Source organism: Streptomyces pallidus (ex Mingjun et al. 2026), from assembly GCF_051550185.1.
Classification (GTDB): Bacteria; Actinomycetota; Actinomycetes; order Streptomycetales; family Streptomycetaceae; genus Streptomyces.
The window spans coordinates 7,158,701-7,179,455 of the sequence record NZ_CP196181.1; the positions used below are offsets into that span (position 1 = coordinate 7,158,701).

At 72.7% G+C, this 20,755-nt stretch carries 22 protein-coding genes and 2 pseudogenes; 12 read left to right on the forward strand and 12 right to left on the reverse strand.

The features are described from left to right. The first annotated feature begins 108 nt into the window (after window positions 1-108). The 3 genes from ACSHWO_RS31900 to ACSHWO_RS31910 all read left to right on the forward strand — a co-directional run bounded on the left by ACSHWO_RS31900 (window position 109) and on the right by ACSHWO_RS31910 (window position 3,580). Complete coding sequence (locus ACSHWO_RS31900; RefSeq protein WP_438317529.1) at window positions 109-1,416, forward strand: FAD-dependent monooxygenase; 1,308 nt, start codon at window positions 109-111, stop codon at window positions 1,414-1,416. Next, window positions 1,413-2,399 carry a hypothetical protein gene (locus tag ACSHWO_RS31905; RefSeq protein ID WP_361086869.1) on the forward strand — a complete coding sequence of 329 codons (987 nt, stop codon included), beginning with the start codon at window positions 1,413-1,415 and terminating at the stop codon, window positions 2,397-2,399. The genes ACSHWO_RS31900 and ACSHWO_RS31905 overlap by 4 nt, the downstream gene beginning before the upstream one ends. Window positions 2,400-2,563: 164 nt before the next feature. Further along, window positions 2,564-3,580 carry a quinone oxidoreductase family protein gene (locus ACSHWO_RS31910; RefSeq protein WP_385805714.1) on the forward strand — a complete coding sequence of 339 codons (1,017 nt, stop codon included), beginning with the start codon at window positions 2,564-2,566 and terminating at the stop codon, window positions 3,578-3,580. A gap of 94 nt (window positions 3,581-3,674) precedes the next feature. On the opposite strand, the gene ACSHWO_RS31915 is transcribed toward ACSHWO_RS31910, so the two are convergent. Further along, window positions 3,675-4,409: an RDD family protein gene (locus ACSHWO_RS31915; protein WP_438317533.1), complete on the reverse strand. Its 735-nt coding sequence runs from the start codon at window positions 4,407-4,409 to the stop codon at window positions 3,675-3,677. A gap of 269 nt (window positions 4,410-4,678) precedes the next feature. Between ACSHWO_RS31915 and ACSHWO_RS31920 the strand changes: the two genes are divergently transcribed. Then, entirely contained in the window at window positions 4,679-6,103 is a 1,425-nt protein-coding gene (locus tag ACSHWO_RS31920) for a chloride channel protein (protein WP_438317535.1), read from the forward strand. A gap of 46 nt (window positions 6,104-6,149) precedes the next feature. Here the strand turns inward: ACSHWO_RS31920 and ACSHWO_RS31925 are convergent, their stop codons facing one another. Together ACSHWO_RS31925 and ACSHWO_RS31930 are read right to left on the reverse strand one after the other, a co-directional pair. Next, on the reverse strand, window positions 6,150-6,572 hold the full coding sequence (locus ACSHWO_RS31925; protein ID WP_385805708.1) for a YjbQ family protein: 423 nt from the start codon (window positions 6,570-6,572) through the stop codon (window positions 6,150-6,152). Between the two features lie 113 nt (window positions 6,573-6,685). Next, window positions 6,686-8,020: a ricin-type beta-trefoil lectin domain protein gene (locus ACSHWO_RS31930; protein ID WP_438317539.1), complete on the reverse strand. Its 1,335-nt coding sequence runs from the start codon at window positions 8,018-8,020 to the stop codon at window positions 6,686-6,688. A 298-nt stretch (window positions 8,021-8,318) separates the two neighbouring features. Between ACSHWO_RS31930 and ACSHWO_RS31935 the strand changes: the two genes are divergently transcribed. The 3 genes from ACSHWO_RS31935 (at window position 8,319) to ACSHWO_RS31945 (ending at window position 10,831) form a co-directional block, all read left to right on the forward strand. After that, window positions 8,319-9,431: a M4 family metallopeptidase gene (locus ACSHWO_RS31935; RefSeq protein ID WP_438317542.1), complete on the forward strand. Its 1,113-nt coding sequence runs from the start codon at window positions 8,319-8,321 to the stop codon at window positions 9,429-9,431. A 63-nt stretch (window positions 9,432-9,494) separates the two neighbouring features. Then, entirely contained in the window at window positions 9,495-9,764 is a 270-nt protein-coding gene (locus ACSHWO_RS31940) for a protealysin inhibitor emfourin (RefSeq protein WP_361086887.1), read from the forward strand. A 110-nt stretch (window positions 9,765-9,874) separates the two neighbouring features. Next, complete coding sequence (locus ACSHWO_RS31945) at window positions 9,875-10,831, forward strand: YhjD/YihY/BrkB family envelope integrity protein (RefSeq protein WP_385805700.1); 957 nt, start codon at window positions 9,875-9,877, stop codon at window positions 10,829-10,831. A gap of 21 nt (window positions 10,832-10,852) precedes the next feature. Here the strand turns inward: ACSHWO_RS31945 and melC2 are convergent, their stop codons facing one another. From melC2 to ACSHWO_RS31960, 3 genes are all read right to left on the reverse strand, one after another. Continuing rightward, window positions 10,853-11,698: a tyrosinase MelC2 gene (gene melC2 / locus ACSHWO_RS31950; protein WP_385805698.1), complete on the reverse strand. Its 846-nt coding sequence runs from the start codon at window positions 11,696-11,698 to the stop codon at window positions 10,853-10,855. Further along, entirely contained in the window at window positions 11,695-12,129 is a 435-nt protein-coding gene (melC1, locus tag ACSHWO_RS31955) for an apotyrosinase chaperone MelC1 (RefSeq protein WP_438317547.1), read from the reverse strand. The genes melC2 and melC1 overlap by 4 nt, the downstream gene beginning before the upstream one ends. Window positions 12,130-12,200: 71 nt before the next feature. Beyond that, window positions 12,201-13,145: an AEC family transporter gene (locus ACSHWO_RS31960; RefSeq protein WP_438317550.1), complete on the reverse strand. Its 945-nt coding sequence runs from the start codon at window positions 13,143-13,145 to the stop codon at window positions 12,201-12,203. 266 nt (window positions 13,146-13,411) lie between these two features. Here ACSHWO_RS31960 and ACSHWO_RS31965 point away from each other — a divergent pair, with 266 nt between their 5' ends. The 4 genes from ACSHWO_RS31965 (at window position 13,412) to ACSHWO_RS31980 (ending at window position 17,856) form a co-directional block, all read left to right on the forward strand. Further along, entirely contained in the window at window positions 13,412-14,167 is a 756-nt protein-coding gene (locus ACSHWO_RS31965; protein WP_385805692.1) for a hypothetical protein, read from the forward strand. Window positions 14,168-14,235: 68 nt separating this feature from the next. Beyond that, window positions 14,236-15,867, forward strand: coding sequence for a LodA/GoxA family CTQ-dependent oxidase (locus ACSHWO_RS31970; RefSeq protein ID WP_438317553.1), 1,632 nt, complete (start codon window positions 14,236-14,238; stop codon window positions 15,865-15,867). 31 nt (window positions 15,868-15,898) lie between these two features. Beyond that, window positions 15,899-17,071 (forward strand): NAD(P)/FAD-dependent oxidoreductase, encoded by a 1,173-nt coding sequence (locus ACSHWO_RS31975; RefSeq protein ID WP_438317556.1) that lies wholly within the window; start codon window positions 15,899-15,901, stop codon window positions 17,069-17,071. 89 nt (window positions 17,072-17,160) lie between these two features. Continuing rightward, window positions 17,161-17,856 carry a hypothetical protein gene (locus tag ACSHWO_RS31980; RefSeq protein WP_404232274.1) on the forward strand — a complete coding sequence of 232 codons (696 nt, stop codon included), beginning with the start codon at window positions 17,161-17,163 and terminating at the stop codon, window positions 17,854-17,856. Between the two features lie 60 nt (window positions 17,857-17,916). On the opposite strand, the pseudogene ACSHWO_RS31985 reads toward ACSHWO_RS31980, so the two are convergent. From ACSHWO_RS31985 to ACSHWO_RS32000, 4 genes and pseudogenes are all read right to left on the reverse strand, one after another. After that, window positions 17,917-18,063 (reverse strand): annotated as a pseudogene (locus tag ACSHWO_RS31985) (N-acetyltransferase); the annotation flags it as partial. A 2-nt stretch (window positions 18,064-18,065) separates the two neighbouring features. After that, window positions 18,066-18,413 carry a hypothetical protein gene (locus tag ACSHWO_RS31990; protein ID WP_361086908.1) on the reverse strand — a complete coding sequence of 116 codons (348 nt, stop codon included), beginning with the start codon at window positions 18,411-18,413 and terminating at the stop codon, window positions 18,066-18,068. A 68-nt stretch (window positions 18,414-18,481) separates the two neighbouring features. Continuing rightward, complete coding sequence (locus ACSHWO_RS31995) at window positions 18,482-18,784, reverse strand: hypothetical protein (protein ID WP_438317560.1); 303 nt, start codon at window positions 18,782-18,784, stop codon at window positions 18,482-18,484. 227 nt (window positions 18,785-19,011) lie between these two features. After that, entirely contained in the window at window positions 19,012-19,308 is a 297-nt protein-coding gene (locus tag ACSHWO_RS32000; RefSeq protein WP_438317563.1) for a DUF1330 domain-containing protein, read from the reverse strand. A gap of 167 nt (window positions 19,309-19,475) precedes the next feature. Here ACSHWO_RS32000 and ACSHWO_RS32005 point away from each other — a divergent pair, with 167 nt between their 5' ends. Continuing rightward, complete coding sequence (locus ACSHWO_RS32005) at window positions 19,476-19,988, forward strand: MarR family winged helix-turn-helix transcriptional regulator (RefSeq protein ID WP_438317566.1); 513 nt, start codon at window positions 19,476-19,478, stop codon at window positions 19,986-19,988. A 101-nt stretch (window positions 19,989-20,089) separates the two neighbouring features. On the opposite strand, the pseudogene ACSHWO_RS32010 reads toward ACSHWO_RS32005, so the two are convergent. Beyond that, a pseudogene (locus ACSHWO_RS32010) lies at window positions 20,090-20,324 on the reverse strand (VOC family protein); the annotation flags it as partial. Beyond that, window positions 20,285-20,602, reverse strand: a complete 318-nt coding sequence (locus ACSHWO_RS32015) for a hypothetical protein (RefSeq protein ID WP_438317569.1) — start codon at window positions 20,600-20,602, stop codon at window positions 20,285-20,287. The pseudogene ACSHWO_RS32010 and the gene ACSHWO_RS32015, both read right to left, overlap by 40 nt. Between the last annotated feature and the right edge of the window lie 153 nt (window positions 20,603-20,755).

A 20,755-nucleotide genomic window follows, 5' to 3' on the forward strand; every position in this document is an offset into this window, starting at 1 on the left:
CGTTCCTCGTTGACCTGCACATTTCGCCTTTTGCTGGTCCCGGGGTTGTGCTCCTCGCCGAACTACCGCATTTTTGGGCTGAAGAGGTCTTCCCTGGAGGTAGCGAGAATGTCTCGGTACGGCAGAAGGAATCCTCCGCGCATCCTGATAGCCGGTGCCGGAATCGGCGGACTGACGACCGCCCTCAGCCTCCACGCGGCGGGGCTGGACGACGTACTGATCGTGGAATCCTGCCCGCAACTGCGCCCCGTCGGCGCCGGAATCAACCTGCAGCCCGCCGCCGTTCGCGAACTGACCGAACTGGGCCTGGGCGAAGCGCTCGGCGAAGTCGCCGTGGCCACCGCCCGGCTGGAATACCACCACCGCTACGGCGGCCTGATCTGGGGCGAGCCGCGCGGCCGCGCCGCCGGCTACAACTGGCCCCAGTTCTCGGTGCACCGGGCACGCCTCCAGGAACTGCTGCTCACCGCGGTGCGCGACCGGCTCGGCCCGGACGTGGTGCTCACCGGCAGCCGTCTGGCCGGCTACGACACCGGCGGTCCTGGCCGGGACCGCGGCGGAAGCCCCGTGCGCGCCCTCCTGGAGGGCCGCGCCGAACCGGTCCCGTGCGACCTCCTCATCGGCGCGGACGGCATCAACTCCGCCGTACGCGCCGCCATGTACCCCGACGAGGGACCGCCGCTGCGCAACGGGATATGCATGTGGCGCGGCATCACCGAGACCGCTCCGTTTCTCGACGGCCGCACCATGGTCATCATCGGCTGCAACAGCAGGGTGAAGGCCGTCGCCTACGCCGTCTCCCGACCCGACGCGCACGGCCGCTGCCTCATCAACTGGGTCGTGGAGAGCCGCACCGACGACGCGGACGCCGACCTCCCGCGCGGCGGCCCCGACTGGGAGCGCGACACCGTGCCGCCGGAGACCGTCCTGGCCCACATCGACGGCTGGCGCAGCGACTTCCTCGACCTCCACGCCGTCATCGCCGCGGCCCCCCGCATCGCCCGCTACCCGATGATCGACCGGGACCCGCTGCCGACCTGGCGGGACGGCCGCGTCGTGCTGCTCGGCGACGCCGCCCACCCCGTCTACCCGACGGGCTCCAACGGCGCCTCGCAGGCCGTCGTCGACGCCCGGGTCCTCGCGTACGAACTCGCCCACCACGCCGTGGACGAGGCCCTCGACCGGTACGAGTCCGCCCGACTGCCGCAGACCACCCGCCTGCTCGCCGCCCACCGCCGCATGGAACCCGACCCGGTGCTCCGCGAGGTCGAAGCCCTCGCCCCCGACGGGTTCACCGACATCCGCCACGTCCTGCCCGAGGACAGCCTCGCCGGCATCAGGTCCTGCACCCTCCAGGTCACCGGGGTGGACGCCGCAGCACTCAACTCACGCACCTCCTGGAGCGTCGCGGTATGAACAGCAGCCCCCGGATCCTCCGCCCCGCCACCGCCGCCGGACTGGCCTGCGTCGCCCTGCTGGCCGCGCTCCTGCCCTCGATCTGGCAGCGCCCGGCCCACCTGTCGCGCTCCGGCCCGGCCGCCCGGCTGCCCGTCTGCGGCGCCCGTACCGGGGCGGCCGCCTGCGTCAGCCTCGGACAGGCCGCCGCGCTCGGGCGCGGCACGGTACGGACGTACAGCGAATACCGCAACGGCGTCCCCCGGGCGGTCGGCATATCCCTCACCGCCTCCGCCCTCACCGCACTGCCCACCACCCCCACCGACGGCAGGCACTGCCACGACGCGGACGCCGACGGCAGCACCGACCCCGTCCACGAATGCGTCGGCGGCCACAGCCGTGAGCTCGCCCTGCCCGGCACACCGGCCGGCGCGGCCGGACTGCCCTTCCAGTGGGCCCTGTTCAACTGGAACCCGCACGGCCACAACCCGCACGGCCGCTACGACGTCCCCCACTTCGACGTGCACTTCTACCTCGTGCCCCAGGAAGTCCGCACGGGCATCCGCACCGGCGGCTGCGCCCTGCTCATCGCCTGCGACCAACTCGCCACGGCAGCCCGACCGGTCCCGGCCGCGTACCTGCCCGCCGGCTATCCCGCGAGCAGCCCGCAGACCGCCGAAGGCGCCATGGGCGCGCACCTGGACAGCCGGCCGCCGACGACCGGAACCCTCACCGGCCAGACCTTCATCTACGGGGCGTACGCGGGCGGCCTCATCTTCATGGAACCCATGCTCACCAAGGACTTCCTGCTGCGCCACCGCGACCCCGCCACCGGCCACCGCACCTGCGACCCCATCCCCCAGCCCGCGGCCTGGCGGACCTCCGGCTGGTACCCCACGCGGTACTGCACCGCCTACCGGCCCGACCTGGGCGACTACACCGTCTCTTTGACGGACTTCGTCCCGTCGGCCGGATCGCCCGGGTTCACCGGCACCGGCAGCTGAGGCACACAGGGCCGGTGAGGTCGGGCGGTCGGGAGGCGGGGTGGTCGGGAGGGCGGGGCGGTCGCCCCGCCCGCGTGGCGCAGCCGCCGCGTACCGCCCGGAGCCGCCACAATCGGACCGTACCGATCCGACACCGCCTCTCCACCCGTTTTGGGGGCCAGCCGATGTACGCAGCCGTGGTCCACGCCCTGGGTCAGCCGCCCCGCTACGAGTCCGTGCCCGAGCCCGCCCCCGCGGCCGGCGAGGTCGTCGTCGACATGCTGGCGGCCGCCCTGTACCCGCTGGTGCGCTCGTTCGCCTCGGGCGGCCACTACACCGGCGGTGACGCGCTGCCGCTGGTGCCCGGCTTCGACGGCGTCGGCCGGACCGCCGAGGGCGCACTCGTCTACGTCCCGGCGCTGGAGCCGCCCCGCGGGACGATGGCCGAACGCGTCGCCGTCCCCTCCGCCTCGCTCCTGCCCGTACCGGAGGGCCTCGATCCGGCCGTGGTCGCCGCCGCCATGAACCCCGCCTCGTCCGCCTGGATCGCGCTGCGCGAGCGGGGCCGGCTGCGGGGCGGGGAGTCGGTGCTCGTCCTCGGCGCCACCGGGAACGCCGGGCGGGCCGCCGTCCGACTCGCCCTCGACCAGGGCGCGGAACAGGTCGTGGCGGCCGGCCGCGACCCGCTGGCCCTCGAAGCCGCGACCGCGCTGGGCGCCGCCCGCACGGTCCTGCTGGAGGGCTCCGACGAGCAGGTCGCCGACGCCTTCGGTGCCGCGGCCGCCGACACCGACATCGTGCTCGACTACCTGTGGGGCCGGCCCGCGGAACTGGCGCTCGACGGCATCCTGCGCCACCGCTCCGAGCTGACCCGCACCCTGCGGTGGGTCCAGGTCGGCTCCGCCGCCGGCCCCGACATGACGCTGCCGTCCGCCTGGCTGCGCAAGGCCGACGTGGACATCTGCGGCAGCGGCCTCGGCTCCATCTCGACCGCCCGCCGCAGCGCCTGCCTGCGCGAACTGCTCACCCGGCTGCCGTCCCTGGAGCCGACCAGCGAGATCGTCCCCGTACCGCTGGCCGACGTGGAGACCGCCTGGGAGACCCCGCTGCGCTCGGGTACCCGCATCGTCTTCGTCCCCGCCGGCGGTGAGGCGCACCACTCCGGTACGGCGCAGCTCGGCAAGGAACGCGAGGCGGTCTGACCGCTCCCTCACACGGCCCCGGGTCGGGCCGGGCGTGCGCACAGGATCCGGCCGGCCCGGCGGGTGGTGACCCGTCGGGCCCGACGAGGACCCGTCAGGACGCAAGGTCCCGGCGGCGGGCGTACCGGAGCCCGGCCAGGTCGGCGTGGTACATCTCGCCGTCGTCGTTGTCCGTGACGGTGCCCCGGGCGTCACCGCCGCCGAACAGGCCGCGGAAGAACGCCCGCACCCAGTAGTACGGCTGGAGCGGCAGCCAGCACAGGCCGCACAGCCAGCGGTACACCGTGCGCCAGAATCCGGGGCGCCCGCCGTCGGAGGCGCGGACCACCCGGATCCCGGTGATCAGCTTGCCCACGGTCGCCCGGAACAGGAACGTCAGCAGCACCTGGTTGACGAAGGACATGCCGAGCAGCACCGCGAGGGCGGTCAGCGGCCGGCCCTCATGGCCCCGCGCCATCAGGTACGGGACGCCCGCGGCGACGACGACGTCCAGCGTGGCGGCGAGCCCGCGCCGCGCGTCCCCGGCGGGGCCCGGCACGCGCGGCCGCGGCGCCTGCCCGTACGGCGGGTGCTGCGCGTAGGGGAGCTGCTGCCCGTACGGGGGCTGCTGACCGTAGGGGGCGGCATGCTGCTGCGGCCCGTGGGCGTGGCCGTACGGGGCCGCCTGGGGATGCGGGGCCCGGGGGTACGCAGCCTGGCCGTACGGGGTCTGACCGTACGGCTGCCGGGTGTGAGGTTGCTGGGCGTACGGCTGCGGCGGGGCTTGCTGGGGGTGCGGGTACTGCGGTGGGTACGGCTGGTACTGCGGGCGACCTGGTGGCGTGTTCATGCCCGCATCATGCGGCACCCCACCGGCGGATCCGGCCAGGCGCGCGGCACCCTTCGGCATTCCGTTCGATGGGGGCGGGGTGTGAGACCGCGTCAGGACGGCGCGTCCGCGTCACCCGTTCGGCGCGTCCCGCTCGCCGCCGCCGCCCGACCGGGATTGCCTGTGGAGCAGGGCCACCAGGAGGCACACATGCAGGGTGACGACACCGCAGCCGTATCCACCGCCCTCCGCCCCCTCGGGGACTTCCTCACCGATGCCCGGGAGCGGCCATGACCCCGTCCGACCACCCGGCGCCCCCGCCCTCTCCACACCCCCCGCCCCCGCCGTCGGTCGCCACCGCGCCCGGCCTCCAGTCCGACCCCCACGTGTCGCCCGCCGACGCCGAGCCCGTACTCCGCGCGATCATCCTCAGCCGCGGCTACGCCCGGCTGATGCTGCTGTCCGTCCTCATCGGCGTACCCGTCGCGGCGGCGTGCTTCTTCTTCGTCGGCTTCCAGCACTACCTGCAACACCTCCTGTGGGAGTCCCTTCCGCAGACCCTCGGCTTCGGCCGGGCGCCCTGGTGGTGGCCCCTGCCCACCCTGCTGCTGGCCGGTCTGATCGCGGCCCCGATCATCACCCGGATGCCGGGCAGCGGCGGCCACGTGCCGGTCAACGGCCTCCGCGGGGCCCCCATGGGACCCCGGGAACTGCCCGGCGTCGTGCTCTCGGCCCTGACCGTCCTCCCGCTCGGCGCGTCCCTGGGCCCCGAGGCCCCCCTGATGGCCCTCGGCAGCGGACTCGCCCTGCTGTGGCTGCACGCCGTGAAACGCCCGGTGGAACCGAAGATCCAGGCGATCGTCGCCACCACCGGGTCGACGGCCGCCATCTCCACCATCCTCGGCGGCCCGATCGTCGCCGCCCTGATGGTCGTCGAGGCGGCCGGACTGGCCGGGCCCCAGCTCGTCGTCCTGCTGCTGCCCTGCCTCGTGGCCAGCGCCGCCGGAGCCGTCGTCTTCACCAGCCTCGGCGCGTGGACCGGCCTGCCCGTCGGCGGCCTGACCCTGCCGCAGGTGCCGCCCGACGCCCGCCCCGACGCCGGGGACTTCCTGTGGGGCATCCCCGTCGCGATCGCCGTCGCCCTGGTGGTCAGCGTCGCGCACGAGTTCGGCCGGCCCGTCCTCGCCTGGACCAAGCAGCACACCGCGCGCAAGACCGTACTGGCCGCCCTGGCCGTGGGGGTCTGCTTCACCGCCTACGCGCTGACCACCGGCCGCTCCCCGGAGGAAGCGGCGCTCTCCGGGCAGATCACCCTGGGCGAACTCGCCGGGAACTACGCCGCCTGGCCCGTGGGCGCACTGCTCGCCCTGGTCCTCTTCAAGGGTCTGGCCTGGGGCATCTGCCTGGGCGCCCTGCGCGGCGGTCCGATCTTCCCCGCCGTGCTGATGGGCGCCGCGCTGGCCATCGCCTGCTCGGGGCTGCCGGGCTTCGGCGCCGCCCCGGCGCTCGGCGTCGGCATCGCCGCCGCGACCGCGGTGGTCAGCGGACTGCCGCTGACCAGCGCGGTCCTCGGGGCGCTGCTGCTCGGCCCCGACGCGAGCAACCAGGTGCCGCTCATCGTCATCGCCTCGGTCGTGGCGTTCATCACCAGCCGGTTCGTCGTCTACCGCCGCCGGCCCCCCGGCCCGGTCCTCGCGCACCCGGAGTCGACCTGACGGCCCGATGGCCCGACAGCCGGGCCGCGTGCCCGGCCGCGGGCGGCTACCCGAGGAACGACAGCCGGACCTGCCGGTCGGGGTTGTCCCTGTTGGTGTCGACCAGGCAGACGGACTGCCAGGTCCCGAGCTGGAGGCGGCCGCCGACGACCGGCAGGGTCGCGTGCGGGGGAACGAAGGCGGGCAGGACGTGGTCGCGGCCGTGGCCGGGGGAGCCGTGCCGGTGCTGCCAGCGGTCGTCCGCGGGCAGCAGGGTGCGCAGTGCGGCCAGCAGGTCGTCATCGCTGCCGGCGCCGGTCTCGATGACGGCGATGCCGGCGGTGGCGTGGGGCACGAAGACGTTGAGCAGCCCGTCGCGGCCGGCCGCGGCCTCGGACAGGAACCGCTCGCAGTGGAGGGTGAGGTCGGTGACGGTCTCGGAACGGCCGGTGGCCAGGTCGAGCACCCGGGTGGTGAATCGGTCGGACATGGACACCATGGTGGTCCATCGCGGCGTGCGGTGCGCGCACCCGCCGGAGGCTGCGGTGGCCGGCGGGCCCGCCCCGTGCGCCGGAGCGGGCCCGCCGGCCCGGCCGGGTGCCCCTACTGGGGAGCCACCCAGACCTGCCGCTTGTCGGTGCCGGCCGCGTACAGCTGGACCGGAGTGCTGTTGGCGGTCGAGCCGCCCTTCACGTCGAGCACCTTGCCCGTCCCGGCGTTCACGATCTGGCCCTTGGCGTTGACCGACCAGCGCTGGGCGGCCGAGCCGTTGCAGTCCCAGAGCTGGATCTTGTTGCCGTTGGTGTTCGCGTTGCGCGAGTTGTCCAGGCACTTGCCCAGCGCCCGGAAGGTGCCGTCCTTGTAGAGGATCCAGGACTGCGCCACGGTGCCGTTGCAGGTGTACAGCTGGATCTGGGTGCCGTTGTCGGCCTTGCCGCCCTTGGCGTCCAGGCACTTGCCGCCCAGGCCGGTCACCTTGCCCTGCGGGGCCAGCGCGGCCCCGCCCCCGGCGGCGAGCCGGCGCAGGCCCTGCACGTCGAACTGCTGGACGTACGTGCCGGCCCGCTTGTCCTGGTAGGCGTACGCGGGTGAGCACATCACCGGGAACTGCCCGGAGTCGGTGCCCTTGGCGCAGTCGCCCTTGGTCAGGCTGCGGTTCGCGTGGGCGAGCCCCAGGGCGTGGCCGAGCTCGTGGCTGATGTGGTTCTTCATGTACGTCTCGCCCATGGCTGCGGTGGGCTTGCCCTGCGGCGTGAAGAACTCGTCGTCGATGTAGGAGTGCCCGCTCGTCACGGTGTCCGGCACGGACGAGTTCGTGAAGCCGCAGCTCAGGTTGGCGCTCCCGGACCCGTCCCGGACCACCTTCCACCCCGTGCTGCCCATGCTGCCCTCGCCCGCGGGCGGCAGGCACGGACGGTGCAGCACGCCCATGACCACCTCGCCCTTGGGCCTGGCGTAGTCCCAGCCCACCGGCCGGGTGTCCACGGTGACGGGCAGGTTCGTGATGCGCTGGAGGTCCGCCGCCGACGCCTTCACGTAAGGAGCGAGCCAGTCCGCGGACTTCTGGTCGTAGAACTTGATCGTGTAGCCGGTCGGCAGCCACTTGGACGCGTCGTAGATCTTCCACCCCTCGCCCTGGGGCGCTGCCGCGGCTGCCGCCGCCGCCCGCGCAGCCGCGGACTGCCGCTTGCCGGCGTCGAGCGCCATGACACCGTCCCTGAACGCGGTGTGGTCGCTCGCGGAGGCGGCGGAGTCCTCCGCGTGGACGTCGGGCGCCTCCTCCGGCGCCGGTGTGTCCGGGGTGGCGGTGGCCGCCACCGGCCCGTCGCCGGTGCCCTCGGTGCCGAAGGCGCTGTACGACATCTGCAGTCCGCCCACGATCGCGGCGGCGGCACACACCGCGACCACCGATGCCCGTTTTCCGGATGTGAATCCCAAGTCCCCGTTGCCTTTCTCCGTGGTTCGCCCCGGACCCCGGTGCGAAACCGCACACGCGGGGCCGGAATCGAACACATGATAGGGGAGGCGCCTCAAGCGCCCGCCCTCCCACAGGAGTTGACCCGTCGGTCCCCTGCGGCAGGGCCGGGTGGCCGACGGGAGGAAGGGGTGCATCCGGCCGCGCACCGCCGTGTGGGTGGGACGCACGAGGCCGTTCGGACCAGCCGGAACGGTTCGGCGGGTGAGATCCGCGGGCGGTGCCGGGCCCGCGCGGGCCGCCGGCGGGAACCTTCGCAGTGTGCATCCCACTCACCACCCCGCCGGCGACGGTGCGCACCGCCCGTCCGCGTCCGGACCCTGCCAGTGCGCCGTCCTGCCCCCCTACATCCTCGAGAAGCTCGCCGAGGCGGACGACCCGCGGATCCGCGAAGCCGCCCAGAAGACGCTCGAGGTCGACGCCCGGCTGCGTGAGGTCCGGGCCGCCGCGCCGAGGGAGGTCCCGCGCGCCCCCGTGGCCGCGGGCGTCCTGGAGCGGACCGTGTTCGACACCCACGAGAGCCGCGAGGTCCCCGGTGACGCCGTCCGGCCCGAGGGCGCCGACCCCGTCGTCGACGGCACGGTCAACCGCGCCTACGACGGCCTCGGCCTCACCTTCGCCTTCTTCGAGGGGATCTACGGCCGCCACTCGATCGACGACCGGAACCTTCCGCTCGACGCGACGGTCCACTACCGGCGGAAGTACAACAACGCCGTCTGGAACGGCCGTCAGATGATCTTCGGTGACGGCGACGGCGTCGTCTTCAACGACTTCACCATCTCCGTGGACGTCATCGCCCACGAACTCACCCACGGCATCACCCAGTTCACCTGCGACCTCGTGTACGAGGACCAGTCCGGCGCGCTCAACGAATCGGTGTCGGACGTCTTCGGGAGCCTGGTCAAGCAGTACGCCCGCCGCCAGACGGCGGAGGAGGCCGACTGGCTGATCGGCGCCGGACTGTTCACGCCCACGGTGCGCGGCCAGGCCCTGCGGTCGATGAAGGCGCCCGGCACGGCGTACGACGACCGGCTGCTCGGCGGCCGGGACCCCCAGCCGGACAGCATGGACCGCTACGTCGAAACGGACCTCGACAACGGCGGTGTCCACATCAACTCCGGTATCCCGAACCGGGCTTTCTACCTGGTCGCGTCCCGCATCGGCGGCTTCGCCTGGGAGCGGCCGGGTCAGATCTGGTTCGACACCCTCACCTCCGGGGAGCTGACGCCGCGCGCCGACTTCCAGGACTTCGCCCGGGCGACGGCTGCGGCGACGGAACGGCGCTACGGGCGGGGAACGGAGTACGAGGCGGTCGTCAAGGCCTGGGCGGAGGTCGGCGTCAACGGCAACGGCGGCGGCCCTGGCAATGGCTGAGGCCGAAGCTGCCCCGCCACCCCGCGGCCCGGCCGCGCCCCGCTCCACCCCGTCGCCGGTGCCGTGCGCATCGAAGTGACCCGCAGCGGGGGATTCGCCGGCATCACGCGTCGGGCCGTCCTGGACACGGCCGGCCGGCCCGGCGCAGCCGCAGTCGAACGCCTCGCCCGCCGGGTCCTCGCCGAGGCGGGACCCGGGGTCCCGGCCGGTGTCCCCGACGGCTACCGGTACACCGTGACCGTGGACGGCCGTACGGTGGAACGCGCCGACCCGGACACCAGCGAGGACCTGGAGGAACTGGTCGAGCGGGTACTCCGGGAGGGAACGCGGTGACCGCGGCCCCGGCCCGTCACCGCGGCGGGTCTGGGTCCGACGGGGGATCCTGCCGACCGGGTACGCGCGGGTACCGGCTCCCGCGGTCCGGGAATGCGAGATTGGGCCCCATGCGCGGCCGCAGAACCCCCTCCGCCCGCGGCGCCGGGTACCCGTCCCGGCGGCGTGCCTGGTGGCGTGCCCGGTCCCGGAAGCTGGTCACGGCCGCCAAGAGGCAGCAGGAGCGGGCCGAGACCCGGTTCCCGGTGATCACCCATGTCATCGAGCGGCTGATCGCGGTGAACGTCTTCGACTCCGCCACCCGCCTCGCCGCCCAGGTCTTCCTGACCGCCGTGCCCCTGCTGTTCGTCATCGCCTCGTTCGCCCCGGACGGTGTGAGCGAGCAGCTGGTGGACTCCGTGCGGACCACCTTCGGTCTGACCGGGCCGGCCGCGGAACAGGTGGACGACCTCCTCGGGAAGAACTCCGGGGGCGAGTACGAGGACTTCCGCAGCGCGATCGGACTCGTCGGAGGGCTGATGGTCCTGGTGTCCGCGACGGCCGTGAGCCGGGCCATGCAGCGGCTGTGCAAACGCGCCTGGGAGATCCCGCGCACCGAGGCCCGGATCTCCGTCTGGCGCTGGGTGGCCTGGATCCTCGTCTGGACGGTGCTGCTGGTCGTCCAGGGCCCGGTGCGCCAGGGCTTCGGGGTCGGCCTGTGGCTCGGCGTCCCCCTCGCCCTGGCCCTGCAGACGGCCGCCTGGTGGTGGACCCAGCACCTGCTGCTCGGCGGTCGGCTGGCGCCGCGGGCGCTGCTGCCCGGCGCGGTGCTGACCGCGGTCACGGTCACCGGGCTGTCCTTCACCGCCGGCTTCTACATGCCGCACGCCCTCAACCGGGCGCTGGAGGCATACGGTTCCACCGGCCCGGTGTTCGTGCTGCTGTCGTGGCTGATCGTGCTGTGCGTCGGGATCACCGTGAGCATGGCCACGGGGGCCGCCGTCGCCCAGGAACCGTACTTCGCCCACCGCCTGGGCAGCCCGCCCCGGCGCGCCCGCTCGGGGGCGTGGCGGCACACACCGCCGTGACCCGCGGCGGGCGCCTGCGGCCTAGGGACGGTGCGGCGCGGGTCCCTCGGTGTCGAAGGTGTAGAACTTGCGGTGGTCCAGCATGTCGGCCGGGGTCACGTTGTTCCAGGGCCGCATCGGGCGCCGGAGGTCCACCACGTTCGGCGTGGCGGCGGCCGGCAGGTAGGCGGACTTCGGGTGGCGCCGCTGCCACTCGGCCCACAGCATGTCGACGAAGGCGTGGTGCATCCAGAACACCGGGTCGTTGGGGGAGGCCGCGGTGCCCATGTGCCCGCCGACCCACACGTGGACCCGGTTGTGCAGGCCGGCGCCCCGCCACCCCTCCAGGTGGTTGCGGAAGCCGCCCGAGGAGCTGTTCCAGGGGGCGGTGTCGTACTCGGGCATGTCCAGCACGGCGTTCACCTCGGCCTTCGTCGGCAGCTGGGCCCCGCCCGCGCCGAGCGAACGCCGCAGGAACGCGTGCCGGTCGACGCCCACCGTGATGTTCCACCGGCGCCCGGAGTAGGCGAACGGGCCGTCGAGTACCTGCCCGTCCAGCGGCCGGCCGGTACCGCCGAGGAAGTCCGGGCCCCACAGCGAGGAGGCGGGGGTGCGGTCCACGGTCCAGTCCCAGTACGGGAGGGAGACCTTCGGGTCCACCTTCTGCAGCTCGGCCTCGAAGTCCAGCAGGAAGCGCCGGTGCCACGGCAGGAAGGACGGGCAGCGGTGGCCGACCCGGTCGCCGAAGTCGGAGTCGGTCCTGAGGAAGGCGTTGTGCGTGGCGACGAACCGGTCGTAGACCCCGGTGCGCTTGAGTTCGAGAAGGGCGTTGGTGAAGGCGCGCTTCTCGTCGGAGGTGAGCGTGGCCTGGCTCTTGCGGACGGTCACTGCGCGGCCCCCTCGGGGGCGAAGGGGGCGAGGTGGCCCCCCTGGAGGGTGCGGACGGCGGCGCGGGCGGCCGCGACGGGGTCCGGGAAGGTCTCGTAGTGGTTGATGACGCTGACCCAGGTGCCGTCGGCGTTGCGCATGATGTGCAGCTCGTTGCCGTCGATCTTGATGGTGGGCCAGGCGGGCAGCCCGTGCCCCTCGTGCCCGCCGCCGCCCTTGGCGAGGGAGATCTGGATCCTGCGCCCCTCGAACACCTCGTCGATGCCGTTGGCGGGTATGGACAACCCCGAGGCGCTGACGCCGGGCTGCGCCTTCGGATCGGGGGCCGGCGAGGGCTTGGCCGCGTCGCACGCGACGAGGCCGGTCAGACCGAGGGCGGTCGCTGCGCCGGCAGCGGTGCCCAGGGCCTGTCTGCGGGTGATCTTCTTCATGGCATGAACATGTACCACGGATCCTGCGACGGTCTCGTCACGGGCCCGTCGCAGGTCACACCGGTTCGCCGTCACCCAGCCCACTGGGTCCACAGCGGGAGCAGCAGCAGCGCGACGACCGAACTCTTCACCACGAGCGCGGCGGCGACGTCGACGCCGACGTCGTAGCGCTGGGCGAAGACGAACAGGTTCTGCGGTGCGGGCATCGCCGCGATCAGGACGAGCTGGCTCAGCCGCTCGCCCTCCAACCCGAAGCCGTACCGGCACACGGCGAAGGTGATCAGGGGGAGGGCCACGCACTTGACGGCGATGAGCCACACCTCCTCCAGGGTGGTGCCGCGGACCTCCAGCCCGCTCCCCCCGAGGTGCAGCCCGAGGGCGAACAACGCCACGGGCGAGGCGCTGTCACCGACGAACGCGAAGCCGTCGAGTACGACCCCGGGCACCGGAACGGACAGCAGGTTGAGCGCGACGCCCGCGTTGCAGGCCACCACCACCGGCGTCAGCAGCGAGGCTCCGACGGCCGATCCGAGCCGCCGGACCGGGCTGCCGGTCCGGTCCGGCCGCCCCAGCTCCATGACGGCGATGACGACCAGGGACAGTACGCACACCTGGAAGAGCAGCACCGGGAAGATCGGAGCCGCATCCCCGAAGAGCATGATGAACACGGGCACGGCGAAGTAGGCCGTGTTGACCTGCACGGCGGCCATGATGCGCAGTGCCACACCACGCGGGTCCCGGACACCGCCGAGCGTCCCGGCCAGGACGCCGGTCAGCACGGCCGCGGTGGCGGCCGCGGCCGCGTAGGCGGTGACGGCCCGCCAGTGGAACAGGGCCGCCAGGTCGCTGCGGTAGATGTTGCCGAACAGGAAGCACGGGACGGCGAAGAGGAACGCATAGTCGGCGAAGACCTTGGAACTCTCCGCCGGAATCACCTTCCGGCGGGCGAGGACGGCCCCGCAGCCGAATGCCAGCACCACCGGTGCCAGCTTCTCCAGAGCCCCCACCGTTCCCATCTGCGCCCCGCTCCCGTGATCCCCCGACCGACGACGGGATCGTAGGCCGCTCCCCGTCCGGACCCCGACCCCGGGTCCCCGGCCGGCCCGGGGCTCCGTTGCGCGAGGCCGGCCAGGGCGAACACGGCGAACAGCAGGGCGGCCGGTGCGGTCCCGCAGCACGGCCCGCCCCCGCGATGGCGATCAACGGATCCGTGTGCCAGCCTCGGAAGTGACGTAGGTGCATCCCTCCCACAGCTGGTACGAGGCACGTGACAGCTGGGCGCATGCTGGAGATGAGGACGATGCCGGTCGAACCCAAGGCAGGCCACGGAATGGCGGTCATGGGCGAGGAGACGATCTACCTGTCCCACCTGCCCATGTTCGCCATGCCCGTTCACGCGTTCCAGGTGCTCCTCGAAGTGACCCTGGACAACGACGCGGGCAACGCGCAGAAGGTGTACGTGGAGGACCGCCGCGAGACGGGCACGGACCTCTACACGCTCGACCCCGAGCCGTTCCGCATCTCCGACCTGGTCACGCCCGCAGGGCATCCCGCGCTGACCTCCTTCAACGGGACGTTGTTCCGGGGGCACTTCGAACGGGGCGGCGTGGAGATCGTCGACCCCGTGCGGGTCGAGGTCCGGCGCGTGGTCCACTTCCGGCACCTGGACGAGCAGGACCCCCGGCCGCCGGCGCTCACCTACCTCGCCTTCGGCAAGGCCGGTGAGCTGTTCCTGGCGCACCGGGTCGTGACGCCGCCCGACTTCGAGCACCACGTCCAGGTGGGCAACATCCGGAGCGTCTCCGGTGTGTCGCTCACCGACGCACTCCTCGCGAAGGGCCCGCGGCTCGCCATCCCCGGTAGGGACGACTCCCCTGCTGACCGTCTGGTCGAGGGCCAGCAGGTGGCGGCGAAGCTCCTCGACGGCGGAGTCGGCGGGCCCGACGCCATCGACCTGCGGTTCACGGTAAAGCGGGAGTTCTACCTCGAAGAGGGAGAACTGGCCTCGGGCGGCGGCGGACACCACGACCACCACTGACGCCGTCACCCGCGCTCGTCATCGACACCGTCACCACGGAACCGCCGCGCCTCCATCCGGGAGGAGCCGTGCGACCCGACGACATCGCCCACTGCGAGATCCACCCGTCGATCGGCATCGCCCGTGTCGGCGACAGTCCCGACGCCTTCTTCATCGGCCCGGAGTCCCCGGGCGTCCGACCCGCCCCCGACGGTGGTTTCCGGGACTCCGCCGGCCGGATCAAACGCCAGGCCGCCCGGTTCCGGGTGTACGCCTACGACCGGGCCGGGGCCGTCCTCGGCGAACTCACCGGGGCCGAGGCCCGGATCACCTGGACGGCCGAACTGGCCAACGCCAAGGGCGCCTGGTTCAGGTTCGCCGGCCGCTTCGGGCAGTCCACCGCCGACACCCACCGCCGCAACCTGCACATCGACCCCGCCGACAGCCCGGCCCGCGCCCGCCTGGTGGTCCGGCCGGGCCCCCGCACCGTGACCGGCCCGTCCCGCGACGGCTCGGGCGCCCGCTTCGACACCGGCACCTTCCTCGGAAGGCCCGTACCGCTGGGTGAACTGCGGACGGACGCGGCCGGCCGGCTCCTCGTCCTCGGCGGCTTCGGAACCTCGTTCTCGGCCGCGCCCGCCAACCCCGTCCACGACTACGCCGACAACGACTTCTGGTGCGACGACGTCTCCGACGGCCCGGTCCGGGCGACCGTGGCCCTCGGGCCGGACGGCCGGCAGGTACCGGTGGCCCCGGCCTGGTGCATCGTGGCCCCGACCGACTTCGCCCCGCACACCGAGAGCCTGATCACCCTCTACGACGTCGCCCTGGAGACCGCCCGCGCGTCGGGCATGCTGCCCGCACCCCCGGAGGTCTCCTTCACCCGCGACGTCCACCCCCTGCTGACCCGGCCGATCGCACTCGCCTGGGTCAACCAGACGGCCCGCCAGCGCCACGGAGACCGGGGGGGAAACTTCCTCGCGCCCGACCGCCTCGCCCGGCTGGCTTCCGCCGCGGAGGCCGACAAGGGCTTCCGCCGCGCCGTCTTCCGCAGACTGCGCACCCCCGGGGCCATGGACGTCGCCCAGGCGAACAGCGGCTTCATGCCGATCCTCGCGGCGGACGGCGACCTGGCGGACGACGAGCCGCGGACCTGGCTCACCCTGCTCCCGGGCCCGTACGAGCGGATGCGCCGCTGGGCCGCCGGCGATTTCGTAGCCGACTGGACCGGAGGACCTCCGGCCCCCGTGGCCCTGGAGGCGCTGCCGGCCGCGGAACAGCCGCACGCGCTGGTACGCGCCGCGCTGGAGCCGGCCGTTGGCGGCGGGTTCTTCCCCGGCATCGAGATGACCTTCATCGCCGACGACCCGGCCACCTGGTCCGCGCCGTTCAGGCTGCGCGAGGACCTGGCCGCCGGAGACGTCACCAAGTACATGGCCGTGCCCTGGCAGGCCGACTTCTACCTGTGCCAGAACTACTGGTGGCCGGCGGCCCGCCCGGGCGAAGTGCTGCCCGAGACGGAACTCGACGCGCTCCTGCACGGCGCGGCCGGGGCGTTCCGGGAATGGGACCGGGGCATCGGCGACGGCAAGGACGCCGAACTCGGCATGAACGAGATGGTGGACCACTGGAGCACCCTCGGTTTCATCGTCCCCCGGCCAGGCCCGGACGGCACCGAGGCCCTGGTCGAGACCGAACGCTCCGCCCGCGAGCCCGAGTAGGGCCGGACCGGGTCCGGCCGGGAGCCGTGCGGTGAACGGGACCACGAAACCGTGCAGTTGTGACGTCGACGTCCGCTGCGACGTGCTGATCGCCGGCTGCGGCCCGGCCGGCTGCGCGGTCGCGCTGGCCCTGGTACGGGCCGGCGCGGACGTCGTCCTGGTCGCCCCCGCCGCACCGGGCCGCCCGCGGATCGGGGAGAGCCTCGCTGCGGCGGCGGGTCCGCTGCTGGAGGGCCTGGGCGTGCTCGGGCGGGTCGACCTCGACGCACACGCACCCTGCTACGGGGGACGGGCCGTGTGGGGCGGGGACGGGCCGGTGGAGGTGAGCTCCGTGTCCGGGCCCTACGGCCCGGGCCGGCAGTTGGACCGGGCGCGGTTCGACACGGCCCTGCTGGAGGCGGCGGAGGCGGCCGGAGCCGTTCGCAGGACCGGGCGGATCCGAGGGGTCGAGCGCCGACGGGACCACTGGCGCCTCACGACCACCCCTACCACAGGCGCTACAACCACCATCGGTACGGGAGCCGCGGCCAGCACGTTCGCGGCCCGCTACCTCGTCGACGCCACGGGCCGACCGGCCCGGCTTGCCCGGCGCCTCGGCGCGGACCCCGCCCGCTCCGACCGGTTGACCGCGGTCGCCGGGATCCTGGCCGCGCCGGCCGGCGACTCCCGGACCGAGGCCGAGCCGGAGCAGACCTCGCTGGTGGAGGCCACGCCCTGGGGCTGGTGGTACACGGCCCCGCTGCCGTACGGCGGGCGGGTGCTGATGGCCATGACGGACGCCGACCTCGTCGCCGGCGCCCGCCTGCACCACCGGGACGCGTGGTGGGCCCGGGCCCGGGACACCGGCCACGTCCGGGAGTACCTCGCCCCCTGGCGGGAGCCGCCCCCGCTGCTGGAGGTGACGGCCGCAGGAGCCTCCTGCACCCGCCCCGCCGCCGGCCCCGGCTGGGCGGCGGTCGGGGACGCAGCCACCACCACCGACCCCCTCGCGGCCCGCGGCATCGTCATGGCCCTGGCCACCGGGATGGAGGGCGCGCGGGCGGTCCTGGCCGACCACGCCGGGGACGGCGGCGCACTGCCCGCCTACGCGCGGCGCATCACCGCGCTCCACGAGGAACACCTGCGCGCGCGGGCCGTGCAGTACGGGCGGGAACGGCGCTGGGACACCCCGTTCTGGCGGCGCCGGCACCGGCCGCCCGGTTGAGCCGGCCCACCCGCACGGGGGAAGGGGGGAACGGTGGTTCGGGTGGGGCGACCGCTCGTACACTCGGTCGTCCGAACCCAGGGGAGACCATGCACACCCGTACCCTCGCCGGCCTCTGCGCCGCGCTCACCGCGCTCTTCGTCCTCAGCGGCTGCACCAGCACGCCCGCCGACAACCGTCCGGCCACCACCGCTTCGGCGCAGCCCGCCTCCCCGGGCCCCCGCGCGGTCCAGGCGCCGCTGCCCCAGGACCAGAACCTCCTCGCCTGGACCGGAGACCCCAACGACGCGGGCCACGTCACCGCCCAGTCCGCGGCCGGGGTCGGCGGCCGGGTCACCCTGGTCCGCATCGTCCTGCACGAGCGGATCACCTGGTCGAACATCTGGCTGGGACTGGCCGGGATCGACCCGCAGGCCCAACTGGCCGACTGCTACCTCGGCGTGTACGACGCCTCCGGTACCCTGCGGGCGGCCACCGCGGACGTCTCGCCGCAGCTGATGACCGACGCGATCGCCAAACCGTTCCCCCTGGCCAAGCCGTTCACGGCCGAACCGGGAACCTACTTCATCGCCCTGCTGCTCAACGGCACCTGGGCCACCAACCTCCTCACCCTCAAGGCCACGGGCGCCGGGATCTCCGTCAACGCCGGTCTCAACCCGCCGCTGCTGCGCTACAGCACCCTGCTGACCGGCCAGACCTCCCTGCCCGCCAAGGTGAACCTGGCCGAACAGTCCACCAGCACCATCAACACCGGCTGGGGCAGCCAGTGGTACGCGGTCTCCTGAGCCGGCACCGGTAGCCCGACGGGCACCGGCGGGCGGGCATGCGGCCGCACGGGCCGCCGTTCAGGCCAGCTCCGCGTCGAGCCGGCGCAGGACCTCCGGGGTGACCGGGTCGGTGATGTCGTCGAACTCCCGGTGCCGCTCCAGGTACGCGGCCACGTACGGGCAGACGGGCACGATCCGCATCCCGGACCGGCGCACGCCGGCCAGGATCAGCCGTGGCTACTGGGAGAGCTGATCCATTGACCGGTGCTGTAGTCGTACATCTCGATGCGGCACGGCCCCTGGTCGCCGACGGAGAAGAAGTAGGTGTTGCGGGCCCCTGCGCTGATCCAGAAAGCTCCCTCGTCGCCGAAGCGCTGGCGACCGCACACCAGGTTGAAGTCGGCTTGTACGGTGGATCCGCTGCGCTTGACGTATGTGGCGTCATATCCTTTGAGCTTGAAGTGCTCTATGCACAACAGGCCGTTACCCGTGTCCTGGCACTTCTGTACGGCTGACGCGGCGGAGGCCATTACTCCGCCGCCGGCAAGGAGTGCGGCCGTCGCCGCGGCGATCACGCCGAGCTTGTGTCGTGCACGCATCATTTCCCTCTCTGGGATCTAGTGATTCGGTTCTTCCGGCTGGGTCAGGGAACGCGAGGGGAGTCGAACGTTGCGCCACTGCCGACGTCGTGCAGGGTTACATGGCAGGGTCCGAGGTTTCCCGTGGCGAAGAAGTAGCTCCGGGTCTCGCCGGCGCTCATCTGGAACGCCCCCTCGGATTCGTAATCACCCCTTTTGCAGTGCAGGGTGAACTCGAGGGTCACGGTGCGGCCCTTCACCTTGTAGTAGGTGGCGTTGTAGCCATCGTTCACCAGCTCGGCGCAGAGGTTTCCGTTGCCGATGTCATAGCACTTCACTGCCGCCTGGGCGGGCGAGGAGATCGTCATCCCTCCGACGGCAATGAGTGTGGCAGCGACGACCCTGGCGGCCGGCCTGGTCCATTTCGGCGAACTCATTATTACGACTCCCATGCTTGACGGTATTTGTGGACTCTGCCTGCGTTCGGCGTGCTGTGCGTGAGCGTGATTCATGTGGTTCCCCACGGGCGTGTGTCGTGTGCGCAGGCCTTCGTGCTGCGGTGCGCGATCTGCCGCTGACTCAGGGGCGGGTCCGGTCAGTCGGGGAGGCCGGCCACGAGGTGGACGTCGACCTCGTGGCCCATCGTCCTGACCCGCCAGGCGACGAGCTCCTGGTACGCGGGCGACGTGTACCAGTCGCGCGCCGACCGGTCGGTGGGGAAGGCCACCAGGGCGGTCTTCGTGAACGTGGAGGGACCTTCCAGCCGGGCCGGGCTGTCGAAGGCGAGCAGTCGTCCGCCGAACGCGTCGAGGGTCGGGCCGACGTGGGTGAGGTAGTGGCCGAGGGCGCTGTCGGGTGTGTCGTCGGTGCGGGCGAACAGCACGTAGTGCACGGGCTTCTCCTGATCGCTCAGGCGTGCCCCGCGAGGGCACACGCATGACTTCGAAAGGTCGTACCGCAAAAGATTTGATGTCAAAGCTTTCGCTGAGTGAACGGTAGACGGGCCCCCTGTCGGAGTCAAACGGTTTGACGTCGAAGTGTGGTGGTAGTCTTGGTGCCATGCGCGACACGGTGGACGAGGTCATCGAGCGGTGGGACGCGGTCCGCCCCGGACTGGACACGGAGCCGATCGGCGTCGTCCTGCGGATCTTCCGTGCATCACGGCTCCTTGAGCAGGGGATCAAGGGTTACTTCGACGAACACGGGCTGGAGACGTGGGAGTACGACATCCTGACCACGCTCCTTCGCGCGGGCGGCGGCAACACCCTCCGCATGAGCGACCTGGCCGGCGCCGCGATGATCAGCCCCGCGGCCCTCACCCACCGCGTCGACCGGCTGGTTGCCAAGGGCCTGGTCACCCGCGCCACCGACCCCGACAACCGGCGCTTGGTACGCACGGAGCTCACCGCCGAGGGCCGCGGCATCGCCGAAGGCCTGATCGAAGGCCATCTGGCCAACGAACGCGAACTCATCGAGAGCCTCAGCCCCAAGGAGAGCCAGCAGCTGGCTTCCCTGCTCCGCAAGCTGCTGGTGCCCTTGGAGGGCGACTCCTCCAAGACCAAGAACTCCTGACGCGGCGGGGCCGCGCCGCGAAGGCCCGGCTCACGCTCCAGGGGCCGGGGCGGGCTCGGGCCGGTGTCGGACTCGTGACCGTGCCCCGTGCCCGTCGCATTTCACCAGGGCCCGGAACCTCGGGATTCCCGCATGAAGGTGACCGGCCGTGCCTGGCCCGAGCGTGCGAACGTCTCGATGGCGGCCGGGGTGAGTGAAGAAGTTGACGAGGTTGCCGTCGGGGTCGCGCAACAGCAGCGACCGGTTGCCCCAGGGCATCGTGGCGGGCCCGTTGACGAAGTCCGTGACGAAGCCGGTCAGGTTCCGGTGGACGCGGTCCACGTCTTCGACGAGGAATGGCACTCACTCGGGCCTGCGTTGAGCGCGGCGGCGATGTCTTCCAGGATTCCGACGAACTCCTCGGCCGGGATCTCGGCCACGAAGACCGCACCGGCGTCTTCAGGGTGGCTGAGCAGGTGTTCCTCACGCCAGAACTCGAACGTGATCACCAGGCGGTCCCCTTCGCGGAACAGGCAGGCCGTCACGTTGTCGGTGGTGGGGCCCCAGAGCAGGGCCCGAAACCGGCCGTGCAGTCGGTGGTCGCCGTCGGACTCGTCGTGCCCCGCATCCTGCATGAGACGACGGTGTGTGGCTTCGGCCGACAGACCGGCGAACGGCAGGGAAAACCGTCGCCGGACCGCAGCCGGGCAGCGGCGTCCAGCACACCGCGGCGGAACCGGGGGCGTACGCCATGTTGTCGTCGCAGGTCAGCCACTTTCCAGCTGCCC